We start from the raw sequence: 14366 nt of genomic DNA, 5'->3' as shown, positions 1-14366 counted from the left end.
GCCAAGGTGGTCAGCCTGGACAGCGGCTGGCAGGCGCTGTCCGGCTATGGCCGCGACAATCCGAGCGCAGCGGTGCAGCCTGCCCATCTGGCCTATGTGATCTATACTTCCGGTTCGACCGGTCGTCCCAAGGGTGTCCGCATTTGCCGGCGCAACCTGACCAATTTCATCTGCGCCATGCAAACGGCGCCTGGCATGCAGGCGGCCGACGTGCTGCTTAGCGTGACCTCGCTCTCTTTCGATATCGCGGCGCTGGAGATCTATTTGCCGCTGACGGTAGGTGCGACCACCGTCATCGTGTCGCGCGATAGTGCAGCGCACCCGGAAAAACTGGCGGAAGCATCGGCGCGCCACAGGGTGTCGCTGATGCAGGCCACGCCGTCCACCTGGCGCATGCTGGTCGATTCCGGCTGTTTCCCCTTCGCGCCAGGCCTCAGGATACTCTGCGGCGGCGAGGCTATGCCTTGGGATCTGGCACAGCAACTGCTGGAACGCGCGCCCGTGGTGTGGAATATGTACGGTCCAACGGAAACCACCATCTGGTCGACCGTGCATAAGCTTACGCGTGCGGACACGGCCGTCACGATAGGCCGGCCGATTGCCAACACCCGGCTCTATATACTCGATGCCGGGCTCCAACCGGTGCCGCTCGGTGTTGCCGGCGAGCTCCATATTGCCGGCGACGGCGTGGCCGATGGCTACCTCAACCAGGACGAATTGACACGGAGCCGTTTCATCGGCGATCCCTTCGGTTCGCCTGGCGCGACCATGTACAAGACAGGCGACCTGGCCCGCTACAAGGCGGACGGGGCGGTCGACTATCTGGGCCGGCTGGACCAGCAGGTTAAGATTCGCGGCTTCCGCATCGAACTGGGCGAGATCGAAAACCGGCTCGTTGAGCATGAGCAGGTCGGCGCCGCCGTGGTGCTTGCCAGGCCCGACGCGGCAGGCGGGCAGCGCCTGCTTGCCTATGTGAGCATGACAGCGGCGGCCCGCCTCGCCGCCCAGGCAGCGGCGGCCAGCCTGAAGAGCTGGTTGACGCAGGCGCTGCCGGAGTTCATGGTGCCGCCGCATGTGATGGTGATCGATGCGTGGCCGTTGACTCCCAACGGCAAAATCGACCGCAAGGCTTTGCCGGAGCCGGATGCGCGAGATCTGCAGGGTGCGTATGCCGCTCCGGCGACGGCAACCGAAGTGCGGCTGGTGGCCTTGTGGGCGGAATTGCTTGAGCTGGACGGCAGCCGCATCGGCACCGACGCCAGTTTCTTTGCGCTGGGCGGCCATTCGCTGATGCTGGTGCGGCTGGTGTCCCGAATCGATGGCCAGTTCCAGGTCCGGCTCGATATCCGCGATCTGTTCGAGATGAGCACGATTGCAAGGATTGCAGCCGTGATTGACGAAGTCCTCGCGCTGCGCCAGCCCGGCGCCCACCTGTCACCGACGCCAGACCAAGAACTGGCCGAGTTCGAAATTTAGCGGGGAAACATTGTTGAATCTGTTGAAGCTGTCCAAGCGTTTTCCTTTGCTGACGCGATTTGTCCTCCTCGTGCTGCTGGTGCTGGCCGGGGGCCACTATGTTTATACCCGGCTGCTGGGCAGCACGCTGCCGCCGGAGCGGATGCAGCTGTTTCCGGATGGGGCGCTGTCCCCGGTCTTCATGGCGCGCGACGTCAACGGCGTGCCGCATATCCGGGCACGGACGGACGAGGATGCTTTTTTTGCCATTGGCTACGCCCATGCGCAGGATCGACTCTGGCAACTGGAACTTCAGCGCCGCACTGTCCGCGGCGAGTTGAGCGAGCTGTTCGGCCGGGAGACCCTGAAGCAGGATATCTGGTACCGCTCGCTGAACCTGCATGCCGCTGCGCAGAGCGCCTGGCCGGCGCTGAGCGACCAAGCCAAGCGTTCGCTGCAGAAGTATGTCGACGGCGTCAACGCCGGCATGGCCGCCCAGTCCGAACTACCGGTTGAGTTCAGGCAGGCCGGTATCGCGCCGCAGCGCTGGACGGTCTACGATTCCCTTGCCAGGCTGAAGCTGTTCGCGCTCAATCTCAGTGGAAGCTTCCAGCTCGACCTGACGCGCGAAGCAGCGCGCCACACCCTGACTAAGGCGCAGTTGCGCACGCTGTTCCCCGATGATGCGCTGGAGGGAACGCCCACCGTCAGGATGGACCAGGCCCGGGAAAACGCCGGTGCCGCCGCGCTGTTGCCGCTGCGCGAAGCCGGTCTGGCACCACCGCCGTGGGGCGGGCCGACGGCGGCCGGCGGCAATGCTTGGGCCGTGGCCGGTCGCCACGGCGAGACAGGCGCGGCGCTGCTGGCCAACGATCTCCAGCTTGAGCTGCAAATCCCCTCGCCGTGGTACGCCGTGCATGCGAAAGGGGAGCGGCTCGCCGTGTCTGGGATGAGCCTGGTCGGCGTGCCCTTGGTGATCTTCGGCCGCAACGACAGAATCAGTTGGGGCGGCGCCAGCCTTCGGGCCGACAGCCAGGACGTCTACTTTGAGAACACCGACCCGGACGATGCTAGCCGCTACGAGGCGCAGGGGCAGTGGCTGCCGTTCGTGACGCGCAAGGAGAGCATCCAGGTTCGGGCCGAGAGCGGCAGTGCCCTGGTCGGCGCGCAGCAGCGCACGGTCAGCGTGGTCCTTCGCGCGACCAAGAACGGTCCGCTCATCTCGGATCAGTTCGCCGGATTCGATCGGCCGGTTTCCTTGCGCTGGGTCGGCTTCGATTCGGGCGATACCAGCTATGAGGCTTGGTACCGTTTGCAGTTCGCCGCCGACTGGCAGGACTTCCGCGCAGCGCTGAGCGTGCATGCGACGCCCGCGCTGAAAATGGTCTATGCCGACATCGACGGCAATATCGGCGCTATCGCCGCCGGCAAGGTGCCGGTCAGGAAGCAAGGCGGCGGCGCGCTGCCGGCGCCCGGCTGGGATCAGCGTTTCGCCTGGGCCGGTTATGTTCCGGCCGCGCGCCTGCCTGCGGTGTACAACCCGGCGACCGGATTTGTCGTCGCTGCAAACCAGCAGGAAGCCGGCACCGGCAATTCTGACTTCATCGGCCGGGACTGGGCTTCGCCCGCGCGCGCCGAGCGCATCGCGCAACTACTCAAGGAGCGCCTGCAAGCCGGAAAGCGGCTCGGCCCAGCCGATATGAAGCGCATCCAAGGCGACGACGTCGACCTCGATGCCGCCGCCCTGGCGGCCGAGCTAGTGACGATGCGCCCGGACGGGGCGGCACAGGCCAAGGCGCTCGACCTGCTGCGAGGATGGAATGGCGCGATGGCGGCCGACAGCCAGCCGGCCGCTATTTTCAACGTCTGGGTGCGCCATTTGCGCAAGCGGCTGGTGGGCGATAAATTGCAGGAGTATTGGAACCGGCCCGAACAGGCCGGCTATCTGCGCAGCCTGGACCAGCAGATGGGCACGCGGGCACTTCGGCAGGCGCTGGCCGAATGCCGAACGGTATGGCGGCCTGCCACGGCGGCCGGCTGCGATGGCCTGCTGCAGCCGGCCCTGCAGGCGGCGCTCGATGAAATTGGCAAGATCACCGGCAGCCGCAGCATGGCCGACTGGCGGTGGGGCGCGCTGCAGCGGGGCGTCTACGCCCACCCCTCGCAAGACACATGGCGGCCGTTCAATGGCCTGTTCGAACGCGGAACGGCCCAGGGCGGCAGCCCGAATACCGTCAATGCGGCGGACAGCATTTTCATCGACCGGCAAGGCTTTGAACAACGGACGGGTGTCAGCTTTCGCCAGGTGTTCAGCCTGGGAGAGGGCGGTATCGTGCATGAATTCATGAACTCGACCGGCCAATCCGGCAATGTGGCGAGCCGCCACTATGCCGACATGGTCGAGCCATTCGCCCGGCTCGAATACACCCGGCTGGCACCCGACGAGACGGCCGGCCGCGCGCGTAGCATTGCCGCTGCCGCTGCCGACGCCGTGTCTCACCAAGGATCTTCCCGATGAATCTGTTTTCTTTACTCGCCAAGAACGCGCCCAACAAGGTCTTTTTCTCTATTATCGTGGGCATTTTGTCCGGGATCGTGTACTCGCTGCTGATCCCGCTGGTCATGGCCTCGCTGGACGGAGGGGACGCGCTCGAAGGCGCAGGCTCGGGCCGCGCGCTCTGGTTCGGCATGGAGATCACCAACCCCTCGATGGCGCTGATATTTACTGCGGCGCTGCTGTTCATCTGGGCTTCCCGGACTTGGGTCGACATCACCATGACCAGGGTATCGATGGCGGCCACGTCCGAGCTGCGTATCCAGATGTACTACCGCATCGCGCATGCGCCACTGGCGGCGATCGAAAAGATCGGATTGCCTCGGCTCGTCACGGCGATTGCCAGCGACATGCCGGCCGTGGTCACCGGCGCGCAAACGGCGCAGACCATGCTGATCGATATGGTGACCCTGATCGGTATGCTGAGCTTTCTCGCCTATGTGCACACGGCGGTGTTCTGGTTCGTGTTGAAGTGCATTATTTTTGGCGTGCTGAGCTACCAGCTGATCTTCGTCTTCGCCGACCGCTACTTCTTTCGCGTCGCGAAAGTCAACGATTCCCTGCAACGCTCGGTTCATGGGCTCATGCATGGCTTCAAGGAGCTCAAGCTGAGCGACGACAAGCGCGACGCGTATTTTAAGCAGGCCCTGCTGGCGACCGAGAGCGAGCTGCTCGCCGCCCAGCGGCCGGGCAACAACATCCACAGCGCGGCCGCCAACTATGGCCTGATGCTGAACTTCCTGTTCCTCGGCTCGATTGCCTTCATTTTTGTCAGCTACCATGCGCTCAGCGCGCAGAGCCTGTCGAGCATTATGATGGTGATGCTGTATATCTCCATGCCGATCGGCTCGGTGACGTCGAAGATCCCTGGGTTCACCTACGCCAAGGTCGCCATCGGCCGCATCAATGCGCTGCTGGCTGAGCTGCCGCAGGAAGCGGTGGCGCAGGAAGCGTCCCAGGCGCGCGCCTGGGACAGCGTTCGGTTTGAGAACGTGGTCTACGAGCACGAGGGGGAGGAGGGGGCCGGATTCGCGGTCGGGCCGATCAACCTGGAGTTTTGCAAGGGTGAGATCACCTTCATCGTCGGAGGCAACGGTTCCGGCAAATCGACGCTGAGCAAATTGCTGACGCTGCATTATCACGCCAGCGGCGGCGCGATCTATTTTGGCGGGCAGCGCATCACCAACGAGAACATGAACTCCTACCGCCAGAGCATCTGCGCGATCTACTCCGACTACTACCTGTTCGACCGCATCCTGGCTGCCGGACGCGACCAGAATAAAGAGGAGAAGGTCGAGTACTACCTGAAGCAGCTCGGCCTCGACAAAAAGGTCAACTACCATGACGGCCGCTTCTCGACACTGTCCCTATCCGACGGGCAGCGGCGGCGGATGGCCTTAGTGGCGGCATTTGTGGAAGACCGCGAGCTGTATCTGTTCGATGAGTGGGCCGCCGACCAGGACCCGAGCTTCAAGGATATCTTCTATCGGGAAATTCTGCCATCGCTGAAAGCGAAGGGGAAGGCCGTGGTGGTGATTTCGCACGATGACCGTTACTTCGACGTGGCTGACAAGCTCGTCGTCATGTGCGAGGGGCAGTTGCAGTCTTCCAACCGGCCAGCTGGCCTGCTTTCCAGGCAGGCCTGGGAGTAATGCCGTTAAGTGAATCCATGCGGAAATTGTTTACTCTGCACTGCGGCGAGCTGGGGTCAGACCCCATGTGGGTCTGATCCCGACCTCTGAGAGGTAGGCCGCCGCTCAATCGCACGAAGGCTTCTTAACTGAACGGCATTAAGGCCTGAGAGGCGCTCCAATCAGTCCGAAATCGTCGTTCCTCATCTGCGGAACGACGCCCTGTCCGCGCTGCGCTTATGCGACGTCAAGGTAGAGCTCATTCGTCGTGCCAAACGGGGGGCTCACGATTCGTAGGTCTTTCCAGTCAGTATTTTCCCCTTGGATTGATTTCAAGGCCGGAGCAGTAGCTGGCGCCATTGACCAGGAAAAAAATGCTCAGTGCCCGGAGCCGAGCCCGACCTCAAGCAAATGGCGCCCTTTGATATCGTCCAGGTTGGTGTAATCCAGAAAGAACACCTGCTCGGGCTGGAGAGGGGTGACCTGATCGATGGACTTGTATTCGAAGGAACCGGTCAGTATGCTCATCGACAACGCGCTGTCATCGCGCTTCCTGTAGCCGCTCTGGACCGAAAGCAGGCCCGCAAATCCTCCCACCTCGGCTGCCTGCGTAATGTGATGCTCATTGAGTGTGGGGGGGCTGGTCTGCTTTCCCTCTACAGAAACCATGGTCTTCTTTGATGGGCTACGCATTGCCGATGAAGCTGTATTAAGCGTGTCCGAAGCCATTCCTTGCCATCCATGCCTCCAAAAAAGTAAAAAAACTTCCAGTATGTCCGCATGCTTGGCCGGGAGCGTCATGCAGCCTTGTCAGGCGTCCGCAAGCGGAATCGGGCTGCGAGCGCAACCCGTTTGTCGCAATATTGTTTGGCTATTTTTGCATTGCTTTAAATAGTACAATATAATACAATCTTGACAAATCTAACAGTTGACCTGATTCATTGTTGCTGAAATGTCGAAGGCTAACCGCGACATGACTGCACCCCCCAAGTCCTACGGTACTGGGGGGCTCAAAGGGGGGCGCATTCTTATCAGTCTTGCGCTATTTGAAATTTTTTCAGGTGCCTTACTGATGGCAGTAAATTTGCTCCCGATTGAACGGGTCCGGAATCTTTCGAACCATGATTTTGAAACCGCCATCTTGTGCGACCGGCCCCTCATCGTCGAAGACGCGGTGCAGGGGTGGAATGCCTGTGCCAGCTGGACACCTGATTATCTGACAAAAAAAATAGGTGACTTGCGCATCGGCGTCAGAACCTCGTCCACCCATTTCCATCCCGATTTCGAGCGTATGCGCGCCGAATGGAGTCGTCCTTTGTTGTTGCGGTTGTTGGACCATCTTGGTCGGCGCATCATCGGGCGCGGCCACCCTGACGACGGCGAGCAGATGGCGTTTGGCCAATTCCTGAAGCTGCTGACCACGTCACCGGAAGCATACCGTTATCTTGCCGGCGCCGAAGAACTCGGCATCCTGCGCGAGGGCGTCTGGAACGATATGTTTGCCGAGCTACGCGCCGACTACGAGGTGCCCGCTTATGTGCCGCAATCCAGGCTCGACAGCGCGGCCCTGTGGGTCAGCGCGAAAGGCGTCCGCTCCCACCTGCATTACGATGGGAACTGCCTGCACAACCTCAATGCCCAGGTCGCCGGCAGCAAGCATGTACAACTTTACTCTCCCGCACTGATGGGCCAGGTCTACCCCTACCTGCACTCGAACGGCCATCCCTACACCTTTTCACAGGTCAACGTCGAAGACGTCGATCACCACCAATTCCCGCGCTTCTCCGAACTGGAGGGTTACGAGGGAACGCTCAAGGCAGGCGATCTGTTGTTCATCCCTGCTTACTGGTATCACACTTTCAAGCACCTCGGCGATTTCAACGCCAATGTCAACTTCTGGTGGCGCGCGGACTTCGTTCGTCTGACACCTGTTTCCGCGCGAGATTATTTCGGCGGATTGGCCTTCGACGTGCTTGCCGAGTCAAAGATTCCCCCGATCTGGTTGACCGGCTGGTTCCGCAAGATGGAACGCCGCCTGACCCAGGTTCGCTAGCGTGCAGCGGCAGTCCGGTTATCGCCGGTCCGGCCTTCGTACAGTGAGTTTCAGTGAAAGGTAGAAGAGTTTATGTCGGTTTACATCTTAGGCGTCAATTGTGCATACCATGAATCGTCGGTGGCCCTGGTCACGGAGCGCGGCATCGTCGCGGCGATCGAAGAGGAACGTATCAACCGGATCAAGCACGCCAAGCCTGCGCTGGTCAGCAATTCCGACGAGCTGCCTGTCGGTGCGCTCAAGTATTGCCTGAAGATGGGCGGCGTGGCGCTGTCCCAGGTCGACTATATCGCCTTCTCCTTCAATCCGCCGAAGCGGCTGGAACACAACCTCATCGCCGACGACAAGGTCATCGACGGCAGTTGGGGCAGCCGGGCCGGCGAGACGCTGTTTCACGACAAGCTGATGGGCATTCCGTCCCGCTTCCGTGAGATGGGCTTCCGTGGGGAATTCGTGTTCGTCGACCACAGCATGGCGCACGCGGCTTCCGCATTTTTCCCTTCCTCCTTCCAAGACAGCGCGATCATTTCCGTGGACGGCATCGGTGAGATTGAGTCGACCACACTGGCGCTGGGCAGGGACGATCGGATCAGCGTGCTTGAGCAGATCGGCTACCCGCATTCGCTGGGCTTCCTTTGGGAGAAAATCTCCCAGTATCTCGGCATGTCCGAGTATGACGCCTGCAAGGTGATGAGCCTGGCGTCGTTCGGTGACGCTGAGCGCTTCTATGGCCAGTACCGCAGCTTCATCGACGTCACCAAGGGCGGCTTCAAGCTCGATGCCGACCTGTGCCAGTTCCGCTCCGACGACTTCTCGGCGCTCGAACAGTTGTTCGGCCTGCCCATGATCGGCAGTTACCAACCGGTCTCGCGCGACTACATGGATGTGGCCGCAGGAGTGCAAAAGATCACCACCGAAATCCTGTTGAACCTGGCCCATCACGCCCATGAGCTGACCGGCTCCAAGCAGTTGTGCCTGGCCGGCGGCGTCGCGCTGAACTGCGTCACCAACACGGCGATATTCGAACAAGGCCCCTTCGAGAAAATCTTTGTCCAGCCGGCGGCCAATGACGCCGGCACCTCGCTGGGTGCAGCGCTGCATGTGTATCACGAGCTGTTCCGCGGCAAGGGCGGCAGCGCCTTCCATACGCGCGACACCTATCTTGGTCCCGAGTTTAATCAAGCCGAGATACGCGAATCGCTAGACGAATTCGGCGTGGTCTACAGCACGCCCGAGCAGTTAGTGGACGAGGTGGCGACCCTGATCAGCCACGGCCAGGTAGTCGGCTGGTTCCAGGGTCGCATGGAATTCGGCCCGCGTGCGTTGGGCAACCGCAGCCTGCTGGCCGACCCGCGCAATCCGGATATGGTCAAGCGCATGAACCGTCTGGTCAAGCACCGCGAGGATCATCGTCCGTTCTGCCCGAGCGTGCTGGCCGAAGACGTCAAGGAGTGGTTCGTCACCAGCAAGGACGCCATCAGCGCCCAGTACATGCTGATGGCCTATCCGGTCCAGGAAAGCAAGCGCGCGCTGATCCCGGCGGTCGTTCACGTCGACGGGACCAGCCGCATCCAGGCCGTGGACCAGCGGGTCAATCCCCGATACCACGCGCTGATCGCCAGCTTCAAGCAAAAGACGGGCGTGCCGCTTCTGCTCAACACCTCCTTCAATGACCGCGAACCTATCGTATGCACGCCCGAGGACGCGATCAAGACCTTCCTCAGGACGGAAATCGATTTTCTGGTCATCGGTGACTTCCTGTTGCGCAAGCAGGACAACCGGCAGACCGAACCTGCCGACTCCAGCGAATGCTTCGCCTGATGCCCTGAAGCAGTGCCATGCCTGCTCGACGGCCGGACACGGAAACGTGTGCGCCGTCGGGCTTGCCATTTCCGCCGCTTTGCCCATACAAGAAGACTTTTGCTAGAGAGAGAACCGTATGAATGCTCGGGAGTTGTTGGCCTTTTTCAGGCGCAGTTCCGTCGAATTGCAGGTTGTCGACCGGAAGATCAAGTTCAAGGCACCGGGCGATATCGTGACTCCGGACATCCTGGCGGCTCTGAAGGCGCACAAAAACGAGATTCTGGCTCTGCTCAGCCCTGCTCCGGCGATGCTGCGGCGGGCCGCGAACCGCTGCCAGACCTCGTTTGCCCAGCAGCGCCTCTGGTTTATCGACCGGATCGTGCAGGGCAGCGCGATCTACCATATTCCGGTATGCCTGCGCTTGCTGGGGCGTCTGGACCGCGCCGCGCTTGAGCGCACGCTGAACGAGGTGGTGCGCCGTCACGAGGCGTTGCGCACCACCTTCGATACCGCCGACGGCATGCCGGTGCAGGTCATCGCCTCCGAGCTGCGGCTGGCGATGCCGGTCACCGATCTGAGCGCGCTGTCGTCCGGCGAGCGCCGTGCCAAGGCCGAATGGCTGGCGCAGGACGAGGCGCAGGCGCCGTTCGACCTGCACACCGGGCCGCTGCTGCGCACCAGGCTGATCGCCCTGGGCGAAAGCGAGCATATGTTCCTGCTGACCGTACACCATATCGTCGCGGACGGCTGGTCGATGGGGGTGCTGGTCAGGGAAGTTGCGGCCCTGTACAGCACCTTCGTTGGCGCGGCGGCGCCGTTGCTGCCGGAACTGGCGGTCCAGTATGCCGACTACGCGCACTGGCAGCGCCAGTGGCTGGAGGGCGAGGTGCTGCAGCATCAACTGGCGTACTGGAAGGTGCAACTGCGCGGCGCGCCGACGCTGCTCTCGCTGCCCACCGACCGTCCGCGTCCCCCGATGCAGACCTACCAAGGCGCCAGCGTGCGGGTGGCCATCGGGGCGCAGACCGGCGCCGCGCTGCATCGGCTTGGCCAGCAGACCCAGGGCACGCTGTTCATGACCCTGACGGCGGCGTTCAATATCCTGCTCAGCCGCTACGCCGGCCAGGACGACATCTGCATCGGCACCCCGATCGCCAACCGACAGCGGGCGGAGGTCGAGCCCCTGATCGGCTTCTTCGCCAATACGCTGGTGCTGCGCACCCAGGTCGATGCGGCCAACAGTTTCAATGCGCTGCTCGAACAAGTCAGGGCCAGCACGCTGGACGCCTACGCGCACCAGGACGTGCCGTTCGAACAGCTGGTGGAAGCCTTGAAGCCCGAGCGTCATGTTAGCCACAGCCCGTTGTTCCAAGTGATGTTCGTGTTGCAGAACGCGCCGATGGACAAGCTGGAATTGCCAGGGCTGGAACTACAGCTGGTCGAGCGCGTGCAGAATGGGGCCAAGTTCGATCTGACCCTGACGCTGGCGGAGTCGCCCGATGGACTACGCGGCGACATCGAATACAACACCGACTTGTTCGAGCGCACCACCATTGAGCGGATGGCCGGCCATTTCGTGCTCCTGCTGGAAGCGATCATCGCCAATCCGCATGCGCCGGTGCACGAGCTGGACATGCTGGCAGAGAGCGAGCGGCGCCAATTGCTGGTCGAGTGGAACCAGACCGCGCAAGACTATGAGCACGACCACACGCTGCACGCGCTGTTCGAGGCGCAGGTGGCGCGAACACCCGGGAATCCGGCCGTTCAATTTGAAGATCAGGTACTGAGCTACCGCGAGCTCAACGAGCGGGCCAACCGTCTGGCCCACTACCTGCGCAGACGGGGCGTGGTCCAGGATACCGTGGTCGGGCTGTGCGTCGAACGCTGCGCCGACATGGTGGTCGGCATGCTCGGCGTACTCAAGGCGGGCGGCGCCTACGTGCCGCTCGATCCCGCCTATCCGCAGGAACGCCTGGCCTATATGGTCTCAAACGCGAAGCCCGCCGTGATCCTGACCCAGCAACATCTGCGTGCGCACCTGCCGCAAGTTGCGGGTGGCGTATTCTGCCTGGACAGCCAGTGGCAGGAGCTGGCCGGCGAATCGCCGGACAATCCGGTGCAGCAGGGTGACGCCGGCAGCACCGCCTACGTGATTTATACCTCCGGCTCGACCGGCCGGCCCAAGGGCGTGCGCGGCGGACACCGGGCAATGGTCAACCGGCTGCGCTGGATGGAGCGTCATGCGCGTCCGGCCGCCGACGAGGTGTTCTGCCAAAAGACCACGATTGCCTTTGTCGACCACGTGGCCGAAGTGTTCCAGCCCCTGTTGTGCGGATTGCCGCTGCTGGTGATCCCCGCCGAACAGGCCAGGGATCCGGCCCGCCTGTCCGAGGCGATCTGCGCCGGCCGAGTGACGCGGCTGACGGTCGTGCCCTCGCTGCTGCGAGTGCTGCTCGACGACGCGATTGCGCCGCAGTTGCAGGGCCTGCGTTATGTGGTGTCGAGCGGCGAAGCGCTGACACTGCGTACCGCCAGAGCATTCCGGCGCTGCCTGCCGGGCACCCGCCTGCTCAATCTGTACGGTTCCACCGAGGTCGGAGCCGATGCAACCTGCTTTGAATTTGCGCCCCTGTCCGACCAACCCGAGATCATGGAGTACTTTGCGGAGCAGGAGCAGCCGCCCTGCAGTCTAACGCCGGCATGGGGTATGGGCCAGTCCGGCGCGGCCGTCCGTCCGGCGCTGAACATCGGCGAACTGGCCGCCTCGTTCGGGCACGCCGCCATTCCAGATCGGCCCATGCCGCTGGACGAGTATGCGCGCAGCGTCAATGAACAAGTTATCCCCAACCTGATCGATGTGTCGTCCGACCGCTTCATCGGACACATGACGTCCAAACTGCCCAGCTTTGTCACCGAGATCGGCCGGCTGATCACGCAGCTCAATCAGAACATGGTGAAGATCGAGACGTCGAAGGGAATGACCTTCCTGGAACGTCAAGTGCTCGCTTCGATGCACCAGCTGTTCTTCGGTCTGGAGGACAACTACTACGCCGGCTATTGCCAGGACCCCGCGCATGTATTTGGCGTGGTGGTCGGTGGCGGCAGCGTTGCCAACATCACCGCCCTCTGGTATGCGCGCAACCGGGCTTTGCTGGGCCTTGGCATCCAGAAGAGCGATCTGGTGCGGGAGGGATACCAGAAGTCATTGGCCGCCTTGGGCTTCGAGCGCGGCGTGATTCTGGGAACGCGCTTGCTGCATTACTCCATCAAGAAGGCCATCGGCGTATTTGGCATCGGCCAGGAGAGCTTCATCGAGGTCGCGCAGGACGACCGCCAGCGCATGTCGATGACGGACCTAGAGCGATGCATCGAGGTGTGTCGCCAGAAGAACTACCTTATCCTCGCCATCGTCGGCGTGGCCGGCGCGACCGAAACCGGTACTATCGATCCGCTTGAGCAGATCGCGGCAATGGCGCAGCGGCATGGCATCCACTTTCATGTCGATGCTGCCTGGGGCGGCGCATTCCAGTTCTCGGCGAAGCACCGCTACAAGCTTGCCGGCATCGAGCACGCCGATTCGCTCACCCTGTGCCCGCATAAGCAGCTGTTCCTCCCGCAGGGCATCAGCCTGTGCCTGTTCCGTGAAACGAGTAGCGTCGCCGCGATTGCCACCCACGCCGAATATCAGGCCCAGCAGGGAAGCTACGACCTCGGTCAATATTCTCTGGAAGGTTCACGGCCGGCGAATGCCTTGTTCCTGCATGCTAGCCTGCGTCTGATTTCAAAGCAGGGCTACGCCTGGCTGATTGACCAGAGCATGGAAAAGACCCTGAGGCTGGTTCGCGCGATCGAGCAGTCTCCCTGCTTCGAGCTGGCGGGCGGCCAGCCTGAACTCAACATCGTCAATTACCGTTATCTGCCCTCTCACCTGCGCGGCAAGAAAGGGCAGGGTTATACTGCCGACGAGCACGAGGCGATCAGCGATGCCGTCGAGCGTATCCAGAAGCTGCAGTTCGACCAGGGAAAGACCTTTGTCTCGCGCACCAGGATACTGCTGCCTGCGGTTGCCGACACACCGCTGTCGGTGTTCCGCGTGGTTCTGTCGAACCCATTGACGACGCTAGCCAGCATCAAGGAGGTGCTAGACGATCAATTGCGTATCGCCCAGGAGCTGATCGAGCCGAAGGGCGTCCAACAGCCCGCGCCGGAAACCGATATTGAGGCCGCACAGTCCGATACCGATAGCTGGCTAGTTCCGATCGGCAGCCCGATTGCGAATTGCAAGGTTTACTTGCTGGATGCCTGGCGCAAGCTGGTGCCGCAGGGGGTTATCGGCGAGATGTATATAGGTGGTGATTGTCTGGCGCGTGACTATCTGGGTGATACTGCTTTGACCGGGGCACGGTTCATTGGCAATCCATTCTCCGACGACCCGGCCGACCGCCTGTTCAAGACGGGAGACCTGGCCCGCTGGAGCGCCGATGGCAGGATCGAATATAAAGGACGCCGCGATTTTCAGGTGAAACTGCGCGGTTTTCGCATCGAGCTGGGGGAAATCGAAAGCCAGCTGCTGGTCTGCGCGGACGTGCGCGAGGCGGCGGTCGCCATGCGCGAGGATGTCCCCGGCGACAAGCGGCTGGTGGCGTACGTGGTGGCCGGGCCGGATGCGCAATTGTCGGTCGCGCAGTTGCAGGCGCAATTGCAGGCGCAGCTTCCCGATTACATGGTGCCAACGGCATGGATGGTGCTCGATGCCTTGCCGCTGACGCCCAATGGCAAAGTGGACTGGAAGGCCTTGCCCGCCCCAGATGCGGGCGCCTCGCAGCAGGAATACGTGGCGCCGCAGACCGCGACCGAAATAGCGATAGCC

7 protein-coding genes are annotated in these 14366 nt (G+C 62.2%); 6 read left to right on the top strand and 1 reads right to left on the bottom strand.

Annotated elements, in window-relative coordinates; all coding sequences use genetic code 11:
• The 3 genes from HWE17_RS27450 to HWE17_RS27440 form a co-directional block, all read left to right on the top strand.
• The coding region (locus HWE17_RS27450; protein WP_176390971.1) for a non-ribosomal peptide synthetase at positions 1 to 1476 on the top strand (1476 nt) is incomplete at its 5' end.
• Between the two features lie 13 nt (positions 1477 to 1489).
• Positions 1490 to 3973 carry a penicillin acylase family protein gene (locus tag HWE17_RS27445; RefSeq protein WP_176390970.1) on the top strand — a complete coding sequence of 828 codons (2484 nt, stop codon included), beginning with the start codon at positions 1490 to 1492 and terminating at the stop codon, positions 3971 to 3973.
• A complete protein-coding gene (locus tag HWE17_RS27440) occupies positions 3970 to 5661 on the top strand; it encodes a cyclic peptide export ABC transporter (protein ID WP_176390969.1) in 1692 nt (563 codons plus the stop codon). Before HWE17_RS27445 ends, HWE17_RS27440 begins: the two co-directional genes overlap by 4 nt.
• Positions 5662 to 6018: 357 nt before the next feature.
• Here HWE17_RS27440 and HWE17_RS27435 read toward each other — a convergent pair whose 3' ends face one another.
• Positions 6019 to 6369: a hypothetical protein gene (locus HWE17_RS27435; protein WP_176390968.1), complete on the bottom strand. Its 351-nt coding sequence runs from the start codon at positions 6367 to 6369 to the stop codon at positions 6019 to 6021.
• A gap of 244 nt (positions 6370 to 6613) precedes the next feature.
• Here HWE17_RS27435 and HWE17_RS27430 point away from each other — a divergent pair, with 244 nt between their 5' ends.
• From HWE17_RS27430 to HWE17_RS27420, 3 genes are all read left to right on the top strand, one after another.
• A complete protein-coding gene (locus tag HWE17_RS27430) occupies positions 6614 to 7693 on the top strand; it encodes a cupin-like domain-containing protein (RefSeq protein WP_176390967.1) in 1080 nt (359 codons plus the stop codon).
• A gap of 72 nt (positions 7694 to 7765) precedes the next feature.
• A complete protein-coding gene (locus HWE17_RS27425; protein ID WP_176390966.1) occupies positions 7766 to 9514 on the top strand; it encodes a carbamoyltransferase C-terminal domain-containing protein in 1749 nt (582 codons plus the stop codon).
• A 118-nt stretch (positions 9515 to 9632) separates the two neighbouring features.
• Positions 9633 to 14366: aminotransferase class V-fold PLP-dependent enzyme (locus HWE17_RS27420; protein ID WP_176390965.1), on the top strand; the 4734-nt coding region annotated here is incomplete at its 3' end.

This window comes from Janthinobacterium sp. BJB401 (assembly GCF_013372745.1).
Lineage (GTDB): Bacteria > Pseudomonadota > Gammaproteobacteria > Burkholderiales > Burkholderiaceae_D > Janthinobacterium > Janthinobacterium rivuli.
This window is presented reverse-complemented; position numbering and strand designations above follow the sequence as displayed.

Bases quoted from the DNA above. Each gene is read 5' to 3' on its own strand.
- HWE17_RS27435 (WP_176390968.1), bottom strand. From the start codon at position 6,369: ATGGCTTCGGACACGCTTAATACAGCTTCATCGGCAATGCGTAGCCCA.
- HWE17_RS27430 (WP_176390967.1), top strand. From the start codon at position 6,614: ATGACTGCACCCCCCAAGTCCTACGGTACTGGGGGGCTCAAAGGGGGG.
- HWE17_RS27440 (WP_176390969.1), top strand. From the start codon at position 3,970: ATGAATCTGTTTTCTTTACTCGCCAAGAACGCGCCCAACAAGGTCTTT.
- HWE17_RS27425 (WP_176390966.1), top strand. From the start codon at position 7,766: ATGTCGGTTTACATCTTAGGCGTCAATTGTGCATACCATGAATCGTCG.